The 25890-nt window shown below is 64.1% G+C and carries 16 protein-coding genes and 1 pseudogene; 9 read left to right on the forward strand and 8 right to left on the reverse strand.

The window, feature by feature from the left end; genetic code table 11:
* Positions 1 to 2445 (reverse strand): annotated as a pseudogene (locus ACWTU7_RS23785) (translocation/assembly module TamB domain-containing protein); the annotation flags it as partial.
* Entirely contained in the window at positions 2445 to 4373 is a 1929-nt protein-coding gene (locus ACWTU7_RS23790) for an autotransporter assembly complex protein TamA (protein ID WP_455840638.1), read from the reverse strand. The pseudogene ACWTU7_RS23785 and the gene ACWTU7_RS23790, both read right to left, overlap by 1 nt.
* A 277-nt stretch (positions 4374 to 4650) precedes the next feature.
* On the opposite strand from ACWTU7_RS23790, the gene ACWTU7_RS23795 reads away from it, so the two are divergent.
* The 9 genes from ACWTU7_RS23795 (at position 4651) to ACWTU7_RS23835 (ending at position 19196) form a co-directional block, all read left to right on the forward strand.
* Positions 4651 to 10131, forward strand: coding sequence for an alpha-2-macroglobulin family protein (locus tag ACWTU7_RS23795; protein WP_455840637.1), 5481 nt, complete (start codon positions 4651 to 4653; stop codon positions 10129 to 10131).
* A 195-nt stretch (positions 10132 to 10326) separates the two neighbouring features.
* Positions 10327 to 12432: a penicillin-binding protein 1C gene (pbpC, locus tag ACWTU7_RS23800; protein ID WP_455840636.1), complete on the forward strand. Its 2106-nt coding sequence runs from the start codon at positions 10327 to 10329 to the stop codon at positions 12430 to 12432.
* A gap of 1 nt (position 12433) precedes the next feature.
* The gene (locus ACWTU7_RS23805; protein ID WP_455840647.1) at positions 12434 to 13162 is read left to right on the forward strand and encodes a M15 family metallopeptidase; all 729 of its coding nucleotides are present in this window, start codon (positions 12434 to 12436) and stop codon (positions 13160 to 13162) included.
* Positions 13163 to 13397: 235 nt separating this feature from the next.
* The gene (locus tag ACWTU7_RS23810; protein ID WP_455840635.1) at positions 13398 to 14426 is read left to right on the forward strand and encodes a sulfate ABC transporter substrate-binding protein; all 1029 of its coding nucleotides are present in this window, start codon (positions 13398 to 13400) and stop codon (positions 14424 to 14426) included.
* A 32-nt stretch (positions 14427 to 14458) separates the two neighbouring features.
* A complete protein-coding gene (gene cysT / locus ACWTU7_RS23815; RefSeq protein ID WP_455840634.1) occupies positions 14459 to 15310 on the forward strand; it encodes a sulfate ABC transporter permease subunit CysT in 852 nt (283 codons plus the stop codon).
* Positions 15303 to 16187 (forward strand): sulfate ABC transporter permease subunit CysW, encoded by an 885-nt coding sequence (gene cysW, locus ACWTU7_RS23820; protein WP_029351598.1) that lies wholly within the window; start codon positions 15303 to 15305, stop codon positions 16185 to 16187. The genes cysT and cysW overlap by 8 nt, the downstream gene beginning before the upstream one ends.
* 80 nt (positions 16188 to 16267) lie before the next feature.
* Complete coding sequence (locus tag ACWTU7_RS23825) at positions 16268 to 17308, forward strand: sulfate/molybdate ABC transporter ATP-binding protein (RefSeq protein WP_455840633.1); 1041 nt, start codon at positions 16268 to 16270, stop codon at positions 17306 to 17308.
* A 200-nt stretch (positions 17309 to 17508) separates the two neighbouring features.
* Positions 17509 to 18495, forward strand: a complete 987-nt coding sequence (locus tag ACWTU7_RS23830) for a sulfate ABC transporter substrate-binding protein (RefSeq protein ID WP_455840632.1) — start codon at positions 17509 to 17511, stop codon at positions 18493 to 18495.
* 251 nt (positions 18496 to 18746) lie between these two features.
* Positions 18747 to 19196 (forward strand): RrF2 family transcriptional regulator, encoded by a 450-nt coding sequence (locus tag ACWTU7_RS23835; RefSeq protein WP_029351604.1) that lies wholly within the window; start codon positions 18747 to 18749, stop codon positions 19194 to 19196.
* Positions 19197 to 19235: 39 nt separating this feature from the next.
* Here ACWTU7_RS23835 and ACWTU7_RS23840 read toward each other — a convergent pair whose 3' ends face one another.
* The 6 genes from ACWTU7_RS23840 to gntR all read right to left on the reverse strand — a co-directional run bounded on the left by ACWTU7_RS23840 (position 19236) and on the right by gntR (position 25820).
* On the reverse strand, positions 19236 to 19784 hold the full coding sequence (locus ACWTU7_RS23840; protein WP_455840630.1) for a gluconokinase: 549 nt from the start codon (positions 19782 to 19784) through the stop codon (positions 19236 to 19238).
* A gap of 8 nt (positions 19785 to 19792) precedes the next feature.
* Complete coding sequence (locus ACWTU7_RS23845; protein ID WP_455840629.1) at positions 19793 to 20779, reverse strand: ABC transporter permease; 987 nt, start codon at positions 20777 to 20779, stop codon at positions 19793 to 19795.
* Complete coding sequence (locus ACWTU7_RS23850; RefSeq protein ID WP_455840628.1) at positions 20776 to 21756, reverse strand: ABC transporter permease; 981 nt, start codon at positions 21754 to 21756, stop codon at positions 20776 to 20778. Before ACWTU7_RS23850 ends, ACWTU7_RS23845 begins: the two co-directional genes overlap by 4 nt.
* A complete protein-coding gene (locus ACWTU7_RS23855; protein ID WP_455840627.1) occupies positions 21753 to 23300 on the reverse strand; it encodes a sugar ABC transporter ATP-binding protein in 1548 nt (515 codons plus the stop codon). Before ACWTU7_RS23855 ends, ACWTU7_RS23850 begins: the two co-directional genes overlap by 4 nt.
* 70 nt (positions 23301 to 23370) lie before the next feature.
* Positions 23371 to 24495, reverse strand: a complete 1125-nt coding sequence (locus tag ACWTU7_RS23860) for a sugar ABC transporter substrate-binding protein (protein ID WP_455840626.1) — start codon at positions 24493 to 24495, stop codon at positions 23371 to 23373.
* A gap of 296 nt (positions 24496 to 24791) precedes the next feature.
* The gene (gene gntR, locus ACWTU7_RS23865; protein ID WP_455840625.1) at positions 24792 to 25820 is read right to left on the reverse strand and encodes an HTH-type transcriptional regulator GntR; all 1029 of its coding nucleotides are present in this window, start codon (positions 25818 to 25820) and stop codon (positions 24792 to 24794) included.
* Positions 25821 to 25890 lie beyond the last annotated feature (70 nt).

The raw sequence follows: 25890 nt of genomic DNA on the forward strand, positions 1-25890 counted from the left end.
GCCGCGAATGGTCGCTTCGCCGGAAGCGATCTCGACACTTGTCGTGCCGTCGGCGATCTTCACTCTGCCTTCGACCATGGCCGGAATGCCGGCGACGGTGGCGCCGCCGGAAAACCCGGTCCAGTCGCCTTCGCGCTTCAAATCGACACCGATGCCGCTGATCACGGTGGCCCCCGATGTGACCGTATCAGCCTTGATCGTGCCGGAGATCGCCGGTGCCTTGAGATAGTTGGCGACCAGCGCGTTAACGGCGGTGGTCTTTGCCGTCAGATCGCCGCGCGAAATAGACCCGCTCGTCAGATCGATCGCGACCGTCGGCGCGCCACCATCACTCGAGAGGCCGATGCTGCCCTGCACGTCGCCTGCCGCCGTCTGCCCGGCAAGAGCGGCCAGCGGCCCGATATCGGGCGCTTCGAGTGTCAGCGTGCCGAGTGGCAGCAAGCTGTCGTCGAGAGCGAGATCGCCCGAGACCTTGTTGTCGGCCAGCGACAGGCTAAGCCCGTTAAGGGAACGCTTTCCGTCACGCGTGATCAACGATGCCCTGAGATCGAGCGGCTGATCATCGACGGACCCGGTCAGTGAGACATCGGCAGCGGGATTGGCGATGTCGGCCTTGCCCGTCGCAGTCAGCTTGATCGTCTTAACCGCACGGCCCGACGCCGTCAGGCTGTCGCTGTCGGCCGAGACCGAGAAATCCGGCGCCGTGCGCGCGCCGCTCGCCGTCAGCGCGAAATCGACGGCCCCGCCGACCGGTACGCCAACCATCGGCGACAGCACCGAAACGTCGCCGAGCGTACCCTTGATGTCGGCCTGAATATCGGTGCCCGTCGCGCTGGCGGTGCCGCTGGCGCTGAGCGAGCCTGAAGTGAGTTGCAGCGCATTGGCGGCAAAGGAACCTTGCGGGTCACGGGTCGCGGTCGCCGAGAATGTCACGCGGTTGCCCAGAACCGAGCGGATCTGCGGCGGCAGCGCAGTCGAGACGGCATCGGCATTCATCTTGAGCGTCATCGCCAAATCGGCCAGCGTCACCCTGGACGTCACCGAGGCATTGAGCGCATCGCTGCGCAGCGTGCCTTGATCGACGACGATTTCGTCCTTGCTGACCGACCCCGCGAGATCAGCGGTCACCCTGCCGGTCACCAGCGGCGCCAGCGTCGCCACGTCGGTGTTCAGGCCGCCGGCCGCAAGCTTGATGGTGACCGGTCCGCTGCGGTCCTGGATATCGAAGCCGTCGGAATGGATTTCAGCCCCCAGATCGTCCACCCGCGTGCCGCCCGCCACCACCGAGACCAGAGACGCGCCGATGTCGACTATCGGCGCCTTGCCGCCGCCGAACGCGCGGGCCGTAGCGCCGGTGATCGCGACGGTCACGGGCTGCGCCGCAGTGCCGAGGCTGAGTACGATCGGTGGGCCCTTGGCGGCGAGCTCCACCGAAAGGTCGCTGGCGCCATTGGGGTCGATGATGCCCGCGGCCGTGCCATGCACGGCATCGCTGTCGATCCTGGCGCGCTCGACTTCGACGCCGCCCGTCACGATCGCGGTTCCGGCAAGGTCGAAACTGGTCTTGCCGGCAAACAAGGATTTCAGATTGTCCGGCAAGAAGCGCTGGAAATCGCCGTCGCCCTTTGCCTCGACATAATTGCCCTTGTCGGTGAGCTGGTGGCGACCGGTGAGCTGGGTGACGATCTGGCCGTCGACGACGAAGGTACCGATGCCGCTCCAGTTGGCGACCGGCCCCGTGCCGGTGACGACGACGTTGATCGGCGGCGCATCCGGCAATTTGAGCAGATTGGCGATGATGCCGCCGGCCGGCTCGGATGCCTTCAGATCGAGATCGAGCTTGTTGTCGGCGGGCGCAAAATGGATGTTGGCGTCGACCTTGCCTTGCTTACCGTCGTGGCGGGTGATGTTGAGGCTGGTTTCTAGCGCCAATGGCGCCGCGTCGGCCTTGAACGAACCCTTGGCCGCGAGCTCTGCAATACCGCTGCCGGCCAGGGCCTGCCCGAGCGCGATTTCTGGCAGGTCGATCTGCTTGATGTCGAGCGACACCGGCAGCGTGGGGGCGCCACCCTGGCTCGGCTGCGTGCCGGCCACCGGCAGCCGCGCCAGCTCGATGCGATCGGCGGCGATGCGGCCCGCGCTGAAGTTTTTCGACAGAAGCGCCAGCGGCGACCAGTCGACGGCTACCTTGCGCGCCACCAGCCAGGCGCCCTGGCGATCCTCCAGCACGACATGATCGACAGTCAGCGCGCCGGACCAGATGCCGTCGATGCCGCTGACCGTGACCTTCCGGTCATCGGTTGACGCCACGGTCGAGATGATGCCGGCGAGATTGTCGCGGCCGCGCTCGGTCTTGGTCAGCACGACGAGCGCACCGACCACCGCCGCCACTAGGATGAGCAGCGTGTAAAGGACAATGCGAAGGATGCGCTTGAACATTGTCATCAGAACGCCTGGCCGATGCCGGCATAGATGCCGAAATGCGGGTCATCGGGACCCCGGTTGAGCGGCACCGCCGCATCGATGCGCAGCGGTCCGAACGGCGTAATATAGCGCAGGCCGACGCCGGTGCCGACCTTCATGCCAGAAAAATCCGGGAATTGATTGGTCGAGACGGTGCCGACATCGACGAACGGCACGACGCCGATCGTGTCGGTGATGGCGATGCGCATCTCGACCGAGGTCTCGAAGAAGGACAGCCCGCCGATCGGCTCTCCGTCGGCGTCCTTCGGACCGATGCCCTGATAGGCATAACCGCGCACCGAGCCGCCGCCGCCGGAATAGAAGCGCCGGTCGGCCGGAACATCCTGAAGCCCGGCACCGATGATCGAGCCGATGGCGACGCGTTCGGCCAAGACGAACTTCGAGGCCGCATCGAGCGACTGATATGCCGATCCTTCCCCTCTCAGCTTGACGAAGGCCGCGCCGTTCAAAATGTCGTAGCTCGGCTCGGCATAGGCCAGAGCCCTGAATCCGGTCGTCGGGTTCAGCCGGTTGTCGCGATTATCGAAGACATATCGCAGCGGAATGCTGGCGATCAGATAGGTGTGCTTGCCGAAAGAGTCGGTGATCTTCGAATAGTCGAGCGCGACTTCCGCGGAAACCGTCTGCTGCCTGTCGAGTTCATAAGACAAGCCGGTGTTGCCCTTGACCGAGAAACGGTCGTAGGCGTCGGGATGCTCCAGCACGGTGTTGGCCCCGGCGAAGAATTTAGACGCCGGCCCGACGACGCCCGGCTTTTCGAACATGATGCCGGCATTATAGTTGAGCTCGGTCAGCTCATTGCTGCCGATGCCGCTGATTTCGCCCTCGATGCGCAGTTTTTCGGCACGGCCGAACAGATTGCGGTGACCCCAATAGCCTTCGAGGCCGAGCCCCTCGGTGTTGGAGAAGGTGCCGCCAAGGCCGAAATAGCGCGGCTTGCGCTCGCTGACTTCGACGCCGATCGGGATGTTGCCGTCGGCGTCGAGACTGTCGGCCTCCTTCAGCGTCACGCTGTTGAAGACTTCCAGCCCGAGCAGCCGGTCGCGCGCCTCGTCGACCTCTTCCGGCGAATATTGGCGGCCGCGCTTGAGGCCGGTCATGTATTCGGTGAAATCGCGGTCGACCTTCTCGGTGCCTTCGACGGTGGTGTCGCCGTAGCCGGCAACCGGCCCGGCCGCCACGGTCAGCGTTACGTCGAGCGTCGAGGTGGCGTGGTCAGCGACGATCTCGCGCTCCGTCACCTTGGCCAGCGGCCTGCCTTCCTCTTTGAGCGCCCGCACGATCGACGCCTCGGCCTTGAGAACGGCACCGGAACCGGCATCGCCGCCGGCGATCAGGCCGAAATCGGCGCCCGCCAGCCCCGCCGCATCGCCGTCCAGGCTGATGTCGCCAAGCGTGAATTTCGGCCCGGTCGCAATGTTGATCACCACCGGGATCGGCTGCGGACCCGAAAATTCGGCGTCGGGCGGCAAATCGTCGAGCGGCTTGCCTTCGATGGTGATGGTGACGACGCCCTCGTAGCGGGCGTCCGCGTAAAGTGCGGCGACAAGCTGGTCGCGGTCGCCACGCGCCTTGGCCAGCAGGCCCAGCGAACCAGAGACTGGACGTTCTTCGTCGTCCTTCAGCGCCGAGGCGTTTTCGAGCTTCTCGGCGAGGTCCTCGTCGGCGTCGGGCGCCTCAATGGTCACCGCATAGCGCAGCGGATCGACGATGTCGGCGTCTTCATCCTCTGACGATCCCCACAGCTTGATGCCGAAGATCTCGAAAGCGGCCGCATTTCCGCTCGCGGCAACCAATGCAGTCGAGCAGAGCAAGGCGAAAAGCAGGGCGTGCGAAAGCACACGCCGTGGCGCGGTTCCTCCCGACATCTGCCTTTCATACGCCGACATTACAACTCTACACTAGCGGCCAAAGCTAAAATTGGAATGAAGTTCTGAATTGCTCGTAAAGGAGCCACAATCCAATTGTCTGAAATGGACAGGGCTTGGAATTCACACCTTCTGCGTCGCCGCAAGAATGCGTGATCCCTGTCCTATGGAGGTATTACCGGTCATCAGCCGGAAAGGAAACCGTTGGCAGGCGGAACCTGCTGCGTCCTCGTGTTGACAAGCATGACTGAGCTTGAACATGTCTGGACGTAACGTAAAGCAGTGTCTGGAGGGGTTTATGGCAATGCGCGCGGCTCGTGGTCTGTCGATTCTTTTCCTTCTCTTTTTCACCTGGAGCGGTGTCGCGCAAGCGGCCGAAGCGCGCCGGGTGGTGACGTCAGACAATTCCGATTATTTCGGCTTCGATCTCAGATCCGACCAGAATGTCAGCCTCGACCAGTGCAAGACGACATGCCTCGGCGATCCGGCCTGCCGCGCCTTCACCTACAACCCCAAAGCCAAATGGTGTTTTCTCAAATCCGACTACAACACGCTGAAACCGTTCAAAGGCGCCGTCGCCGGCAAGGTCGTTAACATCGATGGCGACCTCGATATCGGCGCGCCGCCGGATCTCGCCTTCTTCCCCACCTGGATGGCCGACCAGGCCCAGCAATACCGCAACAGGCTCACAGGCCCGGCCTACACCAAGCCCACCGAAGGGCTGACGGCACTGAGGGAGGCGGCCGAACAGGCGTCGCTGACCGGCGACCACCGCTCGGCCATGCAGAAATACGAGGCTTTGATTTCCGTATTGCCCGATGATGGCCAACTCTGGTTCGAACTGGCGCAGGAAACGCTCGCCGTGCAGCCGACCGCCAACAGCGCGGAGGCGTCTACGCTGCCTGCGAACGCCACCTCCGCCGGCTTCAACGCCTACAAATTGCTGCGCACCACCAAGACGCGCGCCGACGTTCTGGCGCTGCTCGGCGCCGCGCTCGATCGCCGCGACCTCGCCCGGCCCGCCCTGCAGGCTTACGAAGCGAGCCTCGCGCTGGTCAATTCTCCGGCGGTCAAGGCCGACTATGAAGACTTGAAAGCGCGCAAGGGCTTTCGCGTCATCGATCACACGGTCGAAGCCGACACCAGTGCGCCGCGCATCTGCGCGCAGTTTTCCGAGGATCTGGTCAAGACCGGCGTCGACTATTCGCAATTCGTCACCGTCGACAACGCCGCTCCCAAGGGCGTCGAGGCCAAGGACAAGCAGATCTGCGTCGAAGGGCTCGAGCACGGCCAGCACTACGACGTGACCTTCCGCCCCGGCCTGCCGGCCGCCATCGGCGAGGTGATCACCGCACCGGTGGTGCTGTCCATCTATGTGCAGGACCGCGCGCCGTCCGCCCGTTTCACCGGCGACAGCTTCGTGCTGCCTGCCGGCGCGCGCCGCGGTATTCCGGTCGTCACCGTCAATATGAACGCCGCCGAAATGAAGCTCTATCGCATCGGCGACCGCTCGCTGACCCAGCTTCTGTCCGGCTACCAGTTCCTGCGCCAGCTTGACGGCTATGACATCTCCAACGTTTCCGATCAGATGGGCGAGCCGGTCTGGCAAGGCCAGCTCGACATCGCCAACGACCTGAACAAGGAAGTCACCACCTCCTTCCCGGTCGACGAAGCACTGCCGCAGCGCAAGCCCGGCGTCTATGTGCTGACCGCGCAACCGGTCGACGAGAATGACAACGACTATGATTCGCGCGCTACGCAATGGTTCGTCGTCTCCGATATCGGCCTGTCGACCTATACCGGACAGGATGGGCTGAACGTCTTTGCCCGTTCGCTCGGAACCGCCAAGCCGATATCAGGTGCTGAACTGACGCTGCTCGCCAGGAACAACGAAATCCTCGGCACCGCGACCACGGACGCGGAAGGCCGCGCCGTCTTCAACCCCGGACTGACGCGCGGCGACGGCGGCATGGTCCCGGCCGTGCTGACAGCCAAGCAAGGTGACAGCGACTTCGTGTTCCTCGACATGGGCCGCGCCGGCTTCGATCTTTCCGATCGTGGCGTCACCGGGCGTCCAGCGCCGGGCGCACTCGACGTCTATGCCTGGACCGAACGCGGCATCTACCGCGCCGGCGAGGACGTCCACGTCGCGGCGCTTGCCCGCGACGGCGCCGCCAAGGCCGTCGAGAACCTGCCGCTGACCTTCATCTTCACCCGTCCCGACGGCGTCGAGAACCGCCGCATCGTCAGCGACGGCGCATCGGCCGGCGGCCATGCCGTCGACCTGCCGCTCGAACCCAATGCCATGCGCGGCACCTGGACGGTGGCGATCCACACCGACCCCAAGCAGGCGGCGGTCGCCAGCCAGATGTTCCTGGTCGAGGATTTCGTGCCAGATCGCATCGAGTTTGATCTGTCCTCCGACAAGCAGGAGATCGCGCAGGGCGAAACTGCCAACGTCACCGTCGACGGCCGCTTCCTTTATGGCGCGCCGGCCGCCGGGCTGGCGCTCGAAGGCGAACTGACGCTGTCGACCACCCGTGACTGGGACCGCTTCAAGGGCTATTCCTTCGGCCTCGCCGACGAGCAGTCGGCGGAACCGTCAGTCACGCCGTTCACCGATCTGCCGGTGGTCGGCGAGGACGGCAAGGCGACCTTCCCGGTTTCCGTCGACCAGTTGCCCTCGACCACCAAGCTCGTCGATGCCAAGGTTACAGTCAGGATGCGCGAGACCGGCGGCCGCGCCGTCGAGCGCTCGCTCAGCATCGGCATCCGGCCGCAGGGCCACATGATCGGCATCCGCCCGGATTTCGACGGTGACGAGGTGCCGCAAGGCGGCACGGCGAAGTTCAGCCTGATTGCGGTCGACCCCGACGGCAGGCGCGAGGCGCTGCAGGGCGCGCAATGGTCGCTGGTCAAGGTCGAACGCAATTACCAATGGTACCGCTCAAGCAATTCCTGGAACTATGAGCCGGTCACCTTCACCAAGTCGGTGGCCAACGGCCAGGTCGACCTGACCGCCGACGGCGAGGCCACCGTCTCGCTGCCGGTCGACTGGGGCCGCTATCGGCTCGAGATCGAGACATCGGACCCGGAAGGCCCGGCGACCAGCTACGAATTCGACGCCGGCTGGTATGTCAGCTCCACCACCACCGAAACGCCTGACGGCCTCGAAATCGCCCTCGACAAGGACAACTACGCGGCGGGCGAAGTGGCCAAACTCAAAGTATCGCCGCATTTTGCCGGCGAGCTGCTCGTCACCATTGGCGCCGACAAGCTCTTGAAAACCGTCACCGCCAGCGTGCCGGCAGATGGCAGCACCATCGACATCCCGGTCGGCGACGACTGGGGCGCCGGCGCCTATGTCACGGCAACGCTGTTCAGGCCGGGCGATGCGCAGGAAACACGGATGCCGGCGCGCGCCATCGGCGTCAAATGGCTGAAGGTCGATCCGGGCTCCAAGAAGCTCGCCGTCACCCTGACGCCGCCGGACAAGACCATGCCGCGCCAGCAGCTGTCGATCCCGGTCTCCGTGGCCGGCGTGCAGCCGGGTGCCAACGCCTATGTCATGGTCGCGGCCGTCGATGTCGGCATCCTCAACCTGACCAATTACAAGGTGCCGGATCCTGAGACCTGGTTCTTCGGCCAGCGCATGCTCGGCCTTGAGGTACGCGACCTCTACGGCCGTCTGATCGACGGCTCGCTGGGCACATCAGGCAAGCTTCGCACCGGCGGCGACGGCGCCAACATACAATCGCAAGGCAGCCCGCCGACCGAAAAGCTGGTCGCTTTCTTCTCCGGTCCGGTCCCGCTCGACGCCGACGGCAAGGCGCGGATCGACTTCGACATCCCGCAATTCAACGGCACCGTGCGCGTCATGGCCGTCGCCTGGACTAAGGACGGGGTCGGCCATGCCCAGTCCGACGTGATCGTGCGCGATCCGGTGGTGATCACCGCCGGCCTGCCGCGCTTCCTGGCGCCTGAAGATTCGGCCGTCATGCGGCTCGACGTCACCGACGCCGACGGCCCGGAGGGCGACTATGCACTGTCGATAAACACCACCGCCAATCTTTCGACCGGCAGTGCCGCCCTGCCCGAAAAGCTGACGCTCGCCAAGGGTAAGCGGCAGACGTTAACCGTGCCTCTGATCGCTGAAACGCCGGGCAACGCCTCGATCACCATCAAGCTCGCCCATGCCGACGGCACCGCTGTCGAGCAGACGCTGTATGTTCCGGTGCGCCCGGCGCAATTGCCGGTGACCACCCGCATGGTGGTCGACCTCAAGGGCAATGGCGGGTCGCTGCGCATCGACAAGGAGCTCCTGGCGGCAAGCGTGCTCGACGGCGCTTCTGTTAGCGTCGGCGTTTCGCAGGCGGCGGCCTTCGACGTGCCGTCGCTCCTGATGACGCTCGACCGCTACCCCTATGGCTGCGCCGAGCAGACCACCAGCCGCGCCATGCCGCTTCTCTATGTCAACGAGATGGCCTCGGGCGTCGGCATGGCCAGCGACGCCGACCTGCACGGCCGCATCCAGGACGCCATCTACAAGGTGCTGAGCTACCAAGCCTCGGCCGGCAGCTTCGGCCTGTGGGGCCCGGCCTCCGGCGACCTGTGGCTCGACGCCTATGTCACCGACTTCCTGACCCGGGCGCGCGAGCAGAAATACGACGTGCCGACCCAGGCGATGAACCAGGCGCTGAGCAATCTGCAAAACGCGATCGGCTACGACCAGGACGTCAAGGATCGCGGCAGCCAGATCGCCTATGCGCTCTATGTACTGGCCCGCAACAAGAAGGCCTCGATCGGCGATCTGCGCTACTATGCCGACACCCAGATCGAAGCCTTTGCCAGCCCGATGGCCGTTGCCCAATTGGCGGCGGGCCTGGCGCTCTATGGCGACACGCAGCGCTCGGAAGCCACCTTCCAGGCCGCCCTGCAACTGGCCAATTCAAGCTCGGCATACGACTACTATAGGTCCGATTATGGCTCGCCGCTGCGCGACGGCGCGGCGATGCTGGCGCTTGCCGCCGAATCGAAGCCGGTGCCGACGATCGTGCCGGCGCTGATCAAGCGGGTGACGCAGGAACGCGCCGCCGTCAGATGGACCAGCACGCAGGACGAATCCTGGATGCTGCTGGCGGCCCGCGCACTGAGGGCCGGCAACGATTCGATCGCGCTGACCATAAATGGCGCGCCGCATGCCGGCGCCTATTCGGACCAGATCGCCGGCAGCGACATTGCCGACAGCCCGCTGACCGTCGCCAACACCGGCAGCAACCCGCTGCAGGCGGTCGTCACGACGGTGGCCTCGCCGATCCAGCCGCTGCCGGCCGGCGGCAACGGCTTCACCATCGGCCGCACCTACTACAAGCTCGACGGCACCGAAGCCAATGTCACGGAGGCGACCCAGAACGAACGCTATGTCGTCGTGCTCAATATCTACGAGCAGAACAATTGGCCGTCGCGGCTCGTGATCACCGATCTGCTGCCGGCCGGCTTCGAAATCGACAATCCGGGCCTGGTTTCCAGCGCCCAGTTGTCGAACTTCTCGTGGCTGGCTCAGACCGACGCCGCCCATCTCGAATTCCGCGACGACCGTTTCGTCGCGGCCTTCAATCCGAACGATGGCGACGGCGACCGCAACATTACGCTCGCCTATGTCGTGCGCGCGGTGACGCCGGGCACCTATGCCCATCCGGCTGCAACGGTCGAGGACATGTACCGGCCGCAATATTCGGCCCGCACCGCGACCGGGATGATGGAGGTCAAGGCGCCGTAAGGCGCCGATGGTGGCGAATATGGCGATGGCGCTGCCCCTCATTGCCCTGCCGGGCATTTCTCCCCGTACAGAGACGGGGAGAAAGAAGCTTGCGCCGAAGTTTTCGCCAACCTCGAACGTCGCAGAAAAGGCGCCAAGGGTCGTGACAGCCCCCTTCTCCCCGTCCCTATACGGGGAGAAGGTGCCGGCAGGCGGATGAGGGGCAGCGCCGTGCTTTACCGAACAATCCTGCGCCGTTCGGCCATCGCCGCCGCCTCCCTCGCCGGCTTTGCAGCAATCGCCGCGGGCGGGCTTTGGCAGCTCGACCGCGCCTTTCCGCCGCCGCTGCCGGCCGAACTCACCGTGTCGACCGAAGTGCAGGACCGCGACGGCCAGCTGTTGCGCGCCTTCGCCACGCCGGACGGCTATTGGCGGCTCGCCACTCGCCTCGACCACGTCGACAAGCAGCTCGTCGACATGCTGGTGATTTACGAGGACAAGCGCTTCTGGGACCATGGAGGCGTCGACGTGCTGGCGCTGGCCCGCGCCGCCGGCCAGTTCTTAAACAGTGGCCGTATCGTCTCCGGCGGCTCGACGCTGTCGATGCAACTCGCCCGGCTGGCAGAGCCGCGCGACAGCCGCAGCCTAGCCTCGAAGATCAAGCAGATGCTGCGCGCCCTACAGATCGAGCGGCGGCTTACCAAGCGTGAGATCCTCGAACGCTATTTGACGCTGGCGCCCTATGGCGGCAACCTCGAAGGCGTGCGCGCCGCCTCGCTGGCTTATTTCGGCAAGGAGCCGAAGCGGCTGACGGTCTCGGAGGCGGCCCTGCTTGTTGCCCTGCCGCAATTGCCGGAAAAGCGCCGGCCCGACCGCAATCTCGCAATCGCTCATGCCGCCCGCGACCGGGTGCTGGCGCGCATGGTTTCATCGGGCCTGCTCGGCGGGCGCGAGGCCGCACGTGCCGCGCTCGACGACGTTTCAGGCGTCCGCCGCACGCTGCCGGCGCTCGCCGCTCACGCCGCCTACGCGGCGCTTTCCAAGGCCGGCCCCGGCCAGAAGCTACAACTGACGATCCGCAAAAGCGTCCAGGAAGGGCTGGAACAGGTGGCCAGGGATGCCGCAACCAGGCTCGGCCCCCGCCTGTCCGTCGCCATGGTGCTGGCCGACGCCCGCACCGGCGAGATCCTCGGCGAAGTCGGGTCTGCCAACTATTTCGACGCCAGCCGCTCCGGCTGGATCGACATGACCAGAATCGTCCGCTCGCCCGGTTCGACGTTGAAACCGTTCATCTACGGGCTCGCCTTCGAACAGGGATTGGTCGCGCAGGAAACGCTGATCGACGACAGTCCGACGGATTTTTCCGGCTACCGGCCGAAGAATTTCGACATGGGCTACCAAGGCGACGTCAGCATCCGGCAGGCGCTGCAACTGTCTCTCAACGTGCCGGCGATCAGTGTGCTCGACGCGGTCGGGCCGGCGCGGCTGCTCGCGCGCTTCCGGCAGGCCGGCGTCACGCCGATTCTGCCCGTCAACAAGGCGCCGGGCCTCGCCATCGGCCTTGGCGGCGTCGGCGTGACGCTGCGCGACCTCGTCCAGCTCTATGCCGGGCTTGCCAATGGCGGCAAGGCCCACACGCTGCATGACGGCACCGAGCCGGCGAATGCCGAACGCTCCACAGCTACCATCCTTGACCATCAGGCGAACTGGCAGATCACCGACATATTGTCGGGCGTCAAGCCGCCCGAGGGTGCCGCCCGGCGCGGCATCGCCTACAAGACCGGCACCTCCTACGGCTACCGCGATGCCTGGTCGGTCGGCTTCGACGGGCGGTACGTGCTGGGCGTCTGGGTCGGCCGTCCCGATGCCGGCCCGGTGCCTGGCCTGTCCGGCTATGTCTCGGCCGCACCGATCCTGTTCGAGGGCTTCGTCCGCTCCGGCCTGGCTCCCGTGCCGCTGCCAGGCCGGCCGGCCGGCGTCACCAGACCCAGGCGCGACGATCTGCCGGTGACATTGGAGCGTTTCGGTTCTGGCGCCGACGGGCTGGTCCAGGCGACGCCGACCGAGCCTGCGCCGACGATCATCTTTCCGCCCGACGGCGCCCGCGTCGATCTCGGCACCACCGCCGCCAGGGCCTCGCCGCTGGTGCTGAAGCTGCAAGGCGGCCGCGCCCCGTTCCGCTGGCTGGCCAATGGCAAGCCGCTGGTCGGCATCGACCGGCGGCGCAGCGCGACCTGGCAGCCGGACGGCGCCGGCTATTCGACCCTGACCGTGATCGACGCGGTCGGGCGCGCGGCCAGCGTGAAAGTGTTCGTTGAATAAGATGCGCCAAGCGATTCAGCGCATTGCGTTTTGCGCCCTGCTGTCGGCCGCCGATACCGCCCCTGTCCTTTCCGCGGACCTCCCCGCCGGCTTCGTTCGGCTGGCCGACATCGATCCCACCATCCGGCAGGACGTCCGCTATGCCCGCACAGACAATTTCCTGCGCCGCAAGGCGGCCGGCTACGATGCGCCAGTATGCATCCTCACCCGGCGAGCGGCGGAAGCGCTCTCCGGCGTCCAGAAAGCGATTGCCGCCAAAGGCCTGACGCTGGTCGTCTTTGACTGCTACCGCCCTGCGCGCGCCGTCTCCGACATGGGCGAATGGACGAGGGAAGGCGGACCACCCGACCCGCAATGGTATCCGGCGGTCAAGCGAAAGGACCTCATCGCCAAAGGCTATGTCGGTGAACTGTCGACGCATTCGCGCGGCTCGACCGTCGATGTCGCCATCGCGCGAGTCGACCGCAACACCGCTCCGAAACAGGCCTGTGGCGCGCCCGATGCCGACACGCTCGATTTCGGCACCGGCTTCGACTGTTTCGATCCGATGAGCGAAACGGCGCACCGTCCGCTCGCCGGGGAAGCAACCGCAAATCGCAAGAGGCTTGTCGAGGCCATGCACGCCGGCGGCTTCAGGAATTATGCCCGCGAATGGTGGCATTTTACGCTGGAAACGAGCCGTTTCCAAAGCGGCGCTTCGATTTTCCCTCACCGCCGACTAAATCACTGATCGCTGCGAAGCATATCGCGTCCAGACCACATCGAGCCATTGCCGAGGCGCCACCTTTCTCCAGATAGATCGCTTCATGAGCCCGGATTCGCCACCCCGCCGTCGAGAGGAAAGAATTTCTTCATAAGGCCAAAGATCGGCGGAAAATTGCTTCGAACGGACAAAAAAAGCAACATTGAGTGCATCTAATTTCTACCAATTCAGTAGATTTGAAGCGATCTCAACGGAGGCGTAAATGACCAATCCTCATTTCAGGAAACTGCTCGGCGCCCTGGTCGCTGCATCGGTCCAATTCGGAACACTCGGTTTCGCGTTTGCCGATACCACCATCCTCAACGTGTCCTATGATCCGACGCGTGAGTTATACAAGCAATTCGACGAGGCCTTTGTCGCCCACTGGAAGGCCGAGACCGGTGAAACGGTAACCGTCCAGCAATCGCATGGCGGGTCGGGCGCACAGGCCCGCGCCGTGATCGACGGCCTCGACGCCGACGTGGTGACGCTGGCGCTCGAAGGCGACATCAACGCCATCGTCTCGAAATCGAAGAAGATCAATCCCGACTGGCGGACCAAGTTCGAGAACAATTCGGCGCCCTACACCTCGACCATCGTCTTCCTCGTCCGCAAGGGCAACCCGAAGGGCATCCACGACTGGGACGATCTGGTCAAGGACGACGTCCAAGTGATCACGCCAAACCCCAAGACCTCGGGCGGCGCACGCTGGAACTATCTCGCCGCCTGGGCCTATGCCAACGCCAAGGATGGCGGCGACGAAGCCAAGACCAAGGAATTCGTCGGCAATCTCTACGCCCATGTTCCGGTGCTCGACACCGGTGCGCGCGGCGCGACCGTAACCTTCGCGCAAAAAGGCTTGGGCGACGTGCTGCTGGCCTGGGAAAACGAGGCCTATCTGGCGCTCGACGAGTTCGGCGCCGACAATTTCGACATAGTCTACCCGCCGACCTCGATCCTGGCCGAGCCGCCGGTCGCTGTGGTCGACGCCAATGTCGATGCCAAGGGCACGCGAAAAGTCGCCGAAGCCTATCTGAGCTACCTCTACTCCAAGGAAGGCCAGACGCTGATCGCCAAAAACCATTATCGCCCGTCGAAGCCCGACCTGGTGCCGGTGGAGGACCTCGCCAAACTGCCGGAGATCAAGCTGATCACCATCGACGATCCACTTTTTGGCGGTTGGAAGAAGGCGCAGCCTTACCATTTCGGCGATGGTGGTATATTCGACCAGATCTATAAGCCGGCCCAGTAGACCCAGTAAGCTAGACTCTAGATCAGGACGACATGACCACAGCACCCGCAAAGGCGGGGTGGCGGTTCAGACAGCCGAGCGTCATTCCGGGTTTCGGATTGACGTTCGGCTTCTCTCTTGCCTACCTCACGCTCATCATCCTCATTCCCCTTTCGGGGCTGGTCTGGCGATCGGCCGCGCTCGGCTGGGCCGATTTCTGGGCGATCGCCACCGACCGCCGCACCATCAATGCGCTTGAAATCAGCTTCGGCACCGCCTTCATTGCCGCCGCGGTCAATGTCGTCTTCGGCACGATCGTCGCCTGGGTACTGGTGCGCTACAACTTTCCTGGCCGCCGCATCGTCGATGCCATGGTCGACCTGCCCTTCGCCTTGCCGACGGCGGTGGCCGGTATCGCGCTGACCACGCTCTACGCGCCGAATGGCTGGCTCGGGAGCCTGCTGGCACCGCTCGGCATCAAGGTCGCCTACACGCCGCTCGGCATCGTCATAGCGCTGATCTTCATCGGGCTGCCTTTTGTCGTGCGCACCGTTCAGCCGATCATGGAGGAGATCGACAAGGAGGTGGAGGAAGTGGCCGCGACGCTCGGCGCCAATCGCTTCCAGACCATCGCCCGGGTTCTGTTTCCGGGCCTGGCGCCGGCCATCGTCACCGGTTTCGCGCTGGCTTTCGCACGCGGTGTTGGCGAGTACGGCTCCGTCATCTTCATCGCCGGCAATCTGCCCTACAAATCCGAGATCGCGCCGCTTCTGATCGTCATCCGGCTGGAGGAATACAATTATGCGGCGGCGACCGCGATCGCGGCGATCATGCTCGCTTTGTCGTTCGTGATGCTGCTGGTCATCAATCTGGTGCAGACGTGGAGCCGCAAGCGCTATGGCTGATCCGGAGATCAAATCCTACGCACCGCACCACGAAAGCCAGTCGGCGGCAGTGACCGAAAGCCGCCCGGCGAAAGCCGTGCTGATGATCGTGACCTTTGCCTTCCTCGGCATTTTCCTGCTCTTGCCGCTGATCGTCGTCTTCAACGAAGCCTTCGCAAAAGGTCTCAGTGCTTATACGGAGGCGCTGACCAACCCAGACACGCGCTCGGCGATCCACCTGACACTGCTGGTGGCGGCGATCTCGGTGCCACTCAACGTCGTCTTCGGCATCTCCGCCGCTTGGGCGATCGCCAAGTTCGAGTTCAAGGGCAAAGCCTTCCTCACCACGCTCATCGACCTGCCGTTTTCGGTCTCGCCGGTCATTTCCGGCCTGGTCTATGTGCTTTTGTTCGGAGCACAGGGCCTGCTCGGCGCCTGGCTGAAGGCGCATGGCATCGTCATCCTGTTTGCCGTGCCGGGCATCGTGCTCGCCACCATCTTCGTCACCTTCCCCTTCGTCGCCCGCGAACTGATTCCCTTGATGCAGGAACAGGGCAATGGCGACGAGGAGGCAGCGCTGTCGCTCGGCGCCAATGGCTGGCAGGCGTTCTGGTACGTGACGCTGCCCAACGTCAAATGGGGGCTGCTCTACGGCGTCTTGTTGTGCAATGCCCGCGCCATGGGCGAGTTCGGCGCGGTCTCCGTCGTGTCGGGCCACATACGCGGATTGACCAACACCATGCCGCTGCATGTCGAAATCCTTTATAACGAGTACAATGCCGCAGCCGCCTTCGCCGTCGCTTCACTACTTGCGGGCCTGGCGCTCGTCACGCTGGTCTTGAAAACACTTCTCGAAATGCGCTACGGCGCCGAGCTCGCCGCGACGCGCGGACACTAGATGAAATAAGAGTTTGATGTCGCCCAAAGTGCGTAGCAGTTTCGGGATAACGACATGCATCGACAAAAAAGGGACGGTTGATGGAAGTTCGCGTTGCCAACGTGCGCAAGGAGTTTGAGCGGTTTCCGGCCCTCCACGATGTTTCGCTCGACATCAAGTCCGGCGAGCTGATCGCGTTGCTCGGACCCTCCGGCTCCGGCAAGACGACGCTGCTCAGGCTGATCGCCGGGCTGGAGCGGCCGACGAAAGGAACGATCTTCTTCGGCGAGGAGGATGCGTCGCAAAAGTCGATCCAGGAGCGCAATGTCGGCTTTGTCTTCCAGCATTATGCGTTGTTTCGCCATATGACGGTCGCCGACAATATCGGCTTCGGCCTCAAGGTCCGGCACGGGCCGACACGTCCGTCGGCGCAGGAAATCCGCCGCCGTGCCTCCGAGCTTCTCGACCTCGTCCAGCTTTCCGGCTTGGAAAAGCGCTATCCGGCGCAGCTTTCGGGCGGCCAGCGCCAACGCGTGGCGCTTGCCCGCGCCATGGCGATCGAACCGGCCGTGCTTTTGCTCGACGAGCCGTTCGGAGCGCTCGACGCCCAGGTCCGCCGCGAGCTGCGCCGCTGGCTGCGCGACATCCACGACGCTACCGGCTACACCACGGTCTTTGTCACCCATGACCAGGAAGAAGCGCTTGAGCTTGCCGACCGCGTCGTGGTGATGAGCCAGGGCAGCATCGAGCAGGTCGGCACCGCCGATGAAATCTACGACACGCCGAATTCACCCTTCGTCTACGGCTTCATCGGCGAATCGAGCTCGCTTCCCGTCAAGGTCGAGGACGGCCAGGTCTGGATCGCCGATCGCCCGATCGGGCTGTCCGCGCCGCAGGCAACGCAAGGCGAAGCGACGCTGTTCTTCCGCCCGCACGATGTCGAACTGGTAGACGAATGCAACGGCTGCATCGCCGGCACGGTCGCCGCCAGCCGCCGCGTCGCCGGCACCAGACGGGTGGAGCTCGAAATTGGCGGCGAGCGTCAGCGGGTCGAGGTCGAGCTGCCCGTCGACCATCCGGCGGCGCAGAAAAGCCGGGTGGCGTTCAGGCCGCGGCGCTGGAAGCTTTTTCCGGCTGTGTAGAAGGCTGTATCTAAGCGGGCTACCTCGGCGTGCTGAGAACACGCCGAAATGCATCTGCTTGGAAGAAAATCCTATCAACGGGCCGTTTCGGCAATGCTTTTTCTCACAGCAACAGCATAGATCCGGGTTGCATGCCTCGTCGCGTCGGGCATCGCCCGATTATCCTTCTGCGATAAACGGCATTTCAGGAGCGTGTTTTCATGAAGCGATTTTTGCTTGGCGTCGCCACATTGGCCGGCCTGTTCCTGGCATCCTCCCAAGCGTGGTCGGCCGACAAATTGCTGAACGCGTCCTATGATGTCGGCCGCGAACTGTTTGCGCAGGTGAACAAGGCCTTCGTCGCCGAGCACCCCGGCGTGACCATAGATCAGTCGCATGCCGGGACGTCGGCGCAGGCACGTGCCATCGCCGAGGGCCTCGGCGCCGATGTCGTCACCTTCAACCAGGTCATCGACATCGACTTCCTGGTCTCGAAGGGTCTTATCTCCGCCGACTGGCAGAAGGACTTCCCCGACAACGCCTCGCCTTTCTATTCGCTGCCGTCCTTCCTGGTGCGCGCCGGCAATCCGAAGAACATCAAGGATTGGGACGATCTCGTGCGCGACGACGTGCAGGTGATCTTCCCCAATCCGAAAACGTCGGGTAACGCGCGCTACACCTATCTTGCGGCCACCGCCTACGCAAAGGAAGCCTTCAAGGGCGACGATACCAAGGTGAAGGAATTCGTCACCAAACTGTTCAACAATGTCCCGATCTTCGACTCCGGCGGGCGCGCCGCGACCACCACCTTCGTGCAGCGCGAGATCGGCGACGTGCTGATCACCTTCGAGTCGGAAACGCGCGGCGTCCGCAGGGAGTATGGCGATGACAAGTTCGAGCAGGTGACGCCTTCGGTCAGCCTGCTGGCGGAGTTTCCGGTGGCGATTGTCGACACGGTCGCCGACGAGCATGGCACGCGTGACCTCGCCAGGACTTATCTCGACTTCCTCTACACGCCGCAGGGCCAGGACATCGCCGCCCGCAACGGACTGAGGGCTCGCGACGCGGCGGTCGCCGCCAAATACAAGGCTGAGTTTCCCGATGTCCGCCTGCTGACGGTGGAGGACGTCTTCGGCGGCTGGGCCAAGATCCAGGCCGAGCATTTCGCCCCGGGCGGGTTGCTCGACCAGACTTATGGCAGCCGCTGAGCAAGCCATCTTCGAACTTGAAGCGAAAGCCGGCTTTTGCCGGCTTTCTTCGTTTTCGCGGTCCGGAAAGGTGATTTCGCGCATTTCCGGGCGCACCATCCAAAACGTCACGAAGAATCAACGTGTTTGTGCCTACTGTGCCATCAGACGGCTTGTTTTCGCGAAACTGCATCGTGCGACCAAACGTCATGATTTACACACAAACAACCGCCAGATGCGGGCGGTTGGGGTTTTCATGAACTGAATCGGGCATGCTTACCAAAAAAGGCAAATACGGCCTCAAGGCCCTCGTGCATCTGTCAGGCTTGCCGGTCGGTCAGCTCGCATTCGTCAACGACATTGCCGTCGCCAACAACATCCCGAAGAAATTCCTGGATGCCATTCTGGGCGAATTGCGCAATGCCGGCTTCGTCCAGAGCCGCAAGGGCAAGGAAGGCGGCTATCGCCTCGCCCGGCCAGCCTCCGAGATCAAGATCGGCCATGTCGTGCGTGTCCTCGACGGGCCGCTGGCGCCAATCCCTTGCGCCAGCCGCACCCAATATCAGCGCTGCGAGGATTGCGACGAAGCGACATGCCAGGTCCGGAACATGATGCTGGAGGTGCGCCAGGCGATCGCCGAGGTGCTGGACAATCGCAGCCTCGCCGCGATGCGCGATGCCGACAATGACGATTTTCCAGTCGAGCTGACATCGCAGATCTGATCAGCCGCCGCTAAAGCGGAATCCGCGCCGGCGACCCGCTCAGGAATTCGCCTCGAACAGGCTCACGACGTCGCCGACAATGTCGGCGATCGGGCGCGTCGCATCGAGCGTCAATGCGTTCTCGTCGGCTGCCGGAGCTTCTAGCGTGGCAAACTGACTGTTGACCAGGCTTGCCGGCATGAAATGGCCCTGGCGGGAGCCGACACGCTGCTTCGCGGTCGCGGGATCGATTTCCAGATAGAGGAAAACGATGTCCTGGCAAAAGCCGCGCAGACGCTCGCGGTAGCTGCGCTTTAGCGCCGAACAGGCGGCCACCACGCCCTGGCCATCGCCGACCGATCCCGCAATGCGCCGGCCGATCGCGTCGAGCCAGCCTTCGCGCAATGCGTCGGTCAGCGGCTCGCCGCTTGCCATGCGCGCGACGTTTTCCGGCGGATGCAGCCGGTCGCCCTCGACGAAGATGGCGCCCAACGCTGCGGCCAACGCTTCGCCGACGGCCGATTTGCCACAACCGGCGACGCCCATCACTACGACGGCCGGTGCGGGTCGAACGCGATGCCCCTGCGTTTGTGCTGCCTTTTCGTCCACGATGCGGATCAGCGGCTGGCCGGCGCGCGGCCGTAAAGCAGGAGCATGGCGACGATGACGACGCCGTAGATGATCTGCCGCCCCGCCTCCGGCATCTGCATGACCGAAAGAATGGATTGCAAAAGCGTGATCAGGATGACGCCCGCGACCGTGCCGAGATACGAGCCGCGGCCGCCGAGGATCGAGGTGCCGCCAAGCACGACCGCTGCGATCGACGGCAGGAGATAGGCGTCGCCCATAGACTGCGCCGCCTTGGAGGCATAGCCGGCCAGAAGCACGCCGCCGAAGGCGGAGAGCCCGCCGGACACGGCGAAGGCGATCAGCACGACGCGCCGCGTGTCGATGCCGGAGAGGTAGGCGGCGCGCTCGCGGTTGCCGATACCGTAGACGGTACGGCCGAAGCCGGTGCGGGTCAGCACGAAAACCATCGCAGCACCGATCAGCGCCCAGATGACGACCGCGTTGGGCACGCCCGGAATGGCGAAGCCGGTCGCCAGATAGCGCATCGCCCGGGTCGCCGAATCCTGCGGCGAGAACCCACCCGTATAAACCACCATCAGCCCTTGCGCGACGGCATTGGTGGCGAGCGTGATGATCATCGAGGGAATGCGCAGATAAGCGACGCCGATGCCGTTGACGACGCCGATCGCGACACCGCAGAAGATGCCGAACGGGATCGCCAGCGCCGCGCCGACCGGGCCGTAGGCGGCGGCCGCACATGCCATCATTGCGCCCGCCGCCACCGACCATGGCACCGACAGGTCGATCTGGCCGAGCAGGATGACTAGCATCATGCCAGTGGCGATGACGCCGAGAAACGAGGCCACCTTGAGCTGCTGCAGCAGATATTCCGGCGACAGGAAGCTGCGCGAATAGAGGCTGCCGACAAACAGCAGCAGCACGATGCAAGCAAAGGCGGTCAGCACCGCGGGATCAGCGCGGCGGATGAATTTCGGCATGCGGCCGGCGATGCGGCCCATGGTCGTTTCGCTCACAGGAACCACTCCAGCCGGTTACGGACCCTGAACAGGGCGAAGGCGCCGAGGCTGACGGCGATCAGCAGGATGACGCCCTGGAACAGCGGCTGCCAGAGCGGATCGAAATCGAAGACGAAGAGCAGGTCGCCGATGGTACGGAAGGCGAGCGCGCCGAAGATCGCGCCAATGGCGCTGCCCTTGCCGCCGAACAATGAGACGCCGCCAAGCACCACGGCGGCGATCGAGAACAGCGTATAGGCATTGCCGCTGGCATAGGCCGCCTCGCCCGTATAGGTGAAGAAGGTCAAGAACAGCCCGCCGATCGCGGCCAGCAGGCCGGCGAGCGCATAGGCGGCGAACTTGCCGCGGCGGATCGGCACGCCGGACATGTAGGCCGCCGTCTCCGACGATCCCGCGGCATAGGCCGCGCGGCCGAGCACCGATCGGCTGAACGGCACCCAGACCACGAGCACGACGGCCAGCAGCGCCACCAGGCTCGCCGGCACCACGCCGAACAGCCGCCCGGTCAGCGCGTCGGCGAGATCCTCGTTGACCGAGCCGCCCGGGAACGGCCGAAGCAGCAGCGCGATGCCGAAATAGACCGCGCCGGTGGCGATGGTGGTGACGATCGGCTGCAGCCTTCCGTAGATGACGATGGCGCCGTTGATCGCCCCGCACAGCAGCCCGGTGCCGAGCACCGCGACGACGCCGAACGTGGTTTCGATGCCGGTGCCGATGACCAGCCATGAGGCCAGGCAGTTGGTCAGCAGAAAGATCATGCCGACGGAAAGGTCGATGCCGGCGGTGATCACCACCAGCGTCTGCGCCATGGCGACGAAGGCGAGCAGCACGCCCTTGTTGGAAGCCGTCTGCACGACATTGGCGGTAAAGCCCGCCGGATGGTTCGAGGTGTAGATCGTAAACATCACGATGAAGATGCCGAACGCCAGCAGCGTTCCGCGTTGTTCGGCAAGCCAGTAGCGCCAGTCTTTCACGCGTCCGCTCCTTGGCCAACAGGCATCTCTTCGCCATGGATGTTGAGCGCGCTGGCGATCAGCGCCCGCTCGGTGATCTCGGCGCCGACCAGCTCGCGCTTTACTGCTCCGTCATAGAGCACCAGCACCCGGTCGCAGCAGCCGATCAGCTCGTCATAGTCGGTCGAGTAAAACAGGATCGCCGCGCCTTGGTCGGCAAGCTTGCGCATCAGCTGATACAGTTCCTGCTTCGTGCCGACATCGATGCCCCGCGTCGGGTCGTTGAGCAGGATGATGCGTGGCTGCCGCATCAGCCATTTGGCGATGACGACCTTCTGCTGGTTGCCGCCGGACAGTGCGCCGACCGGAATGTCGAGGCCTGCCGTCTTGATCGCCAGCAGAGCTACCATGTCGTCGATCAGCCGCTGCTCGGCGGCACGGTCGATGATGCCGGCCCTGGACAGCCGGTCGAGTGCGGCGAAGGAGAGGTTTTCGCGCACCGTCATCGGCAGCATCAGGCCTTCCGTCTTGCGGTCTTCCGGGATCAGCGCCATGCCGATCCGGTCACCGCGCGCCTTGGCCGGGCTGGCGATCGCCACCGGTTTGCCGTCGATCAATATCTGCCCGCTGAGGCCGCGCAGCACGCCGAAGAAGGCGAGCAGCAATTCGCGCTGGCCCTGGCCGTCGAGACCGCCGAGGCCGACGACCTCGCCTGCGCCGACCGACAGCGAGATATTGTCCAGCCGGTCGGTCCAGGAAAGCTTGCGCGCCTCCAGCACGGGAGCGGCGGTGGCCGGCGCGCGCATCGGCCTCGGTGGGAAAATATGGCTGTATTCGCGGCCGATCATCAGCTCGACGACTTCATTGTCGCTCTTGGTGCCTGCTGCGTAGCTGGCGACATTGCGGCCGTTGCGGAAGACCGTGCACTGGTCGGCAAGCTCAGCGATCTCGTTCATGCGATGCGAGATGTAGAGCAGCGCCAGCCCTTCCGAGCGCAGCCGCTTCAGCACGCCGAAAATTTTGGCGACGTCGGCCGCAGTCAGCGCCGAGGTCGCCTCGTCGAGGATCAGGATGCGCGGCTTCCTGGCAAGTGCTTTGGCGATCTCGACCATCTGCCTTCTTGAAAGCGGAAGATCCTTGACCAGCGCCAGCGGGTGGATGTCGGCAGCGCCCGCGCGCGCAAGGGCTTCTTCCGCGATGCGTCGCTGCGCCTTGCGGTCGATCATGCCGAAGCGTTTCGGCGGATCGGAAATGACGATGTTGTCGGCAACGCTGAGTTCGGGGACGAGCGACAGTTCCTGGAAAATGCAGACGATGCCGGCCTGGTTGGCCGCGGCCGGCGAAGCGAAGCTCACATCGCTTCCGTCCAGCATCATGCGGCCTTCGTCAGGCGCGACGACGCCGGCCATGACCTTAATCAGCGTCGATTTGCCGGCGCCGTTTTCGCCGAGGATTGCGTGAATGCTGCCTAGTGTTACCGAAAGCTCGGCCTTTTCCAGCGCCCGCACACCGCCATAGCGCTTGGATATGCCCTCCATGCGGAAGAGCGGAACCGCACCGTCCATCGGCCCTCCCAAGGCGCTTGTTCTTCGGGACCGGCGCCGCGGCATTATCCCGCGGCGCCGAGCGATCAGTCTATTGGTTTTCCTTGCTCTGGCCCATGATTTCCTGCGCCGTGAAATTGATGCCGCAGGTCGGGAAAGAGTTGCCGACGAAGAAATTGTCGGACTGGTCGGGGAAATAGTCCTCGCCTTCTTTGAAGTTCGGATGCTCGACGATCGCCAGCGGCAGCTTCACCGCTTGCGGGACGACCTGGCCTTCGAGCGCTGCGATTGCCGTCTTGATGGCGACCGCCACCTGTGCGGGGCCGGTTCCGGCCGACGAACATTTCAGCCCGTCTGCGGCAAACTTGGCGCAGAATTTGCGGAAGCCGTTCTCCGTTTCGCCGCCGAACGGCACGAACGGATGCTTGGCGTCGATCATCGCCTGGACGATGCCGGTGTCGCCGCCCTGCCCGGTGACGCCGTCGAAGGGGCCGTTGGTGGCGATCGCGTCGGCCGACGCCTTTTGGGCCACGCCATCGTCCCATTTGCCGATGACTTCGGTGACCTCCCACTTCTTACCCGAAGCGTTGAGAACTTCATGGATGCCGCTGTGGCGGTCGGTGTCGACCGACGTGCCGGCAACGCCGCGCACTTCGAGGATCTTGCCACCATTGGGAATATGCTTGATCAGCCAGTTGGCCCACAACTCGCCAAGGCCTTTCTGATCGACATTGACGTTGATGGCGTCCTTGGTGTCGAGAGTGTTGTCGAAGGCGACCAGCACGACGCCGGCTTCCTTGGCGCGCTTGATGACCGGTCCGAACGCCGTCGGATTCTGCGCGTTGACGACGATCGCGTCATAGCCGGAATCGATGAAGTTGTTGATCGCCGAAATCTGCGCCGGCACGTCTTCGCCGGTCGAGACGACCTTGAATTCCTTCAGTTTCGCCGCGACCTCCGGCTGCGCCGCATAGGCTTTTGCCGTCTGCACCATCTGGATGCGCCAGGTGTTGGCGATGTAGCCATTGGCGAGCGCGATGCGGTACGGGCCTTCTTTCTTGGGGAACTTGAAGAACTGCGTGTCGGCCGCCCATGGCGCGAAGCATTCCGGCTCGGCAGAGGGGCCCTTGACGATTTCGGCTTCGGCGAGCGCCGACGAACTCAGCATAACCAATGCGGTGGCGGCAATGATGCCACCAACGAGTGACTTGATCATCGATATTCCTCCCAGTTGCAGTTCTGATTGTTCTTACGCGTCTGGCGCGTCTGGCCCGGCACCTCCCGCCTTGCTCGTCGCGCCTTCCAGGCGGCCGAATGCCGACCCGATCTCCTCCCTTGCCGGTTGGTAAACCGAAGTAAAAACTATCATATTATACATAATAAACAAGTGTGAGCTGTCGCTTATATATAATAAACAGACTTCGGGCTTTGCCGCGACTTCCGCCTAGAGGCAGATGGTAGCGCTACCATTACTTGTTGTAAAGGGCATTTCGCAATGCCTGCTAAGTGCTTTCAGCGGGCAGTGCTCTCGCGGCGCTTAAGCTCGAAGCCAAGATCGACGACCGACTCTTGCGGCCGCTTGCCTGCAATCGCCGCGAGCGCCATAGCGACCGAGCGCCGGCCGATCTCGTAGCGAGGCGTCCGGATGCTGGTGACCGATGGAAAAGCCACTTCCATCATGTCGAGATCGTTGAAGCCTGTGATGCCGATCGTCTTCGGCACGGCGATCGAGGCGCGGTGGCACTCGAACAGTACGCCGAGCGCGATGTCGTCGTTGTTGCAGAAAACCCCGTCGAGCATCGGCACCTTGGCCAGTGCGTCACGAAACAGTTCGCGGCCGAGCGTCACGCTGGACGGCACCGGCGTGGTGGTGATCAGCCGCGGGTCGAACAGACCGGCCGCCTCCATCGCCGCGCGATAGCCTGCCAAACGACGCTGCGAGCGCGGGTCCATGCGCGCGCCGATGAAGCCGATGCGGCGATAGTCCATTTCGATCATGTGCTCCGTCGCCGCCTTGCCGCCGTCGAAATGCGAGAAGCCGACCATCATGTCAACCGGATCGGGCCCGGTCTCCATGACCTGTACCACCGGGCAGCCGGCCGTCTCGAGCAGTCTTCGCGACGTTGGCGTCTGGTCGATGCCCGCCACGATCAGCGCCGCCGGACGCTGCGGGCCGAACACCTGCAGCAGCCGTTCCTCCTCGAGGCCGGAATAATGGGTATTGCCGAGCTGGATACGGTAGGAACTGTCGGACAGGCTGTCATAGATGCCGCGCAGCACTTCGGCAAAGACGCTGTTGGTGAGCGACGGCACCAGCACGCCAAAGACCTCGGCGCGCGCCGAAGCCAGCGCCCGCGCATTCGGGTCGGGCAGATAGCCGAGCTCATCGACAGCCGCCTGGATCTGGCGGCGCAGATCTTCCGAAACACGCCCCGGCTCGCGCAAGGCGCGGGAAACCGTGATGGCGCCGACACCGGCCTTACGCGCGACATCGGCGATCGTCGGACGGCCGCCGCCGCGGCGCGAGCGCGGCTTGGTCACAGCCTTGTCCCGAACGCGGCGCCTTCGCCAAAGCGCGGCCACGAAATGCTGTTCAGCGTCTTTGCCACTA

It is taken from the genome of Mesorhizobium sp. BHscii, from assembly GCF_053848065.1.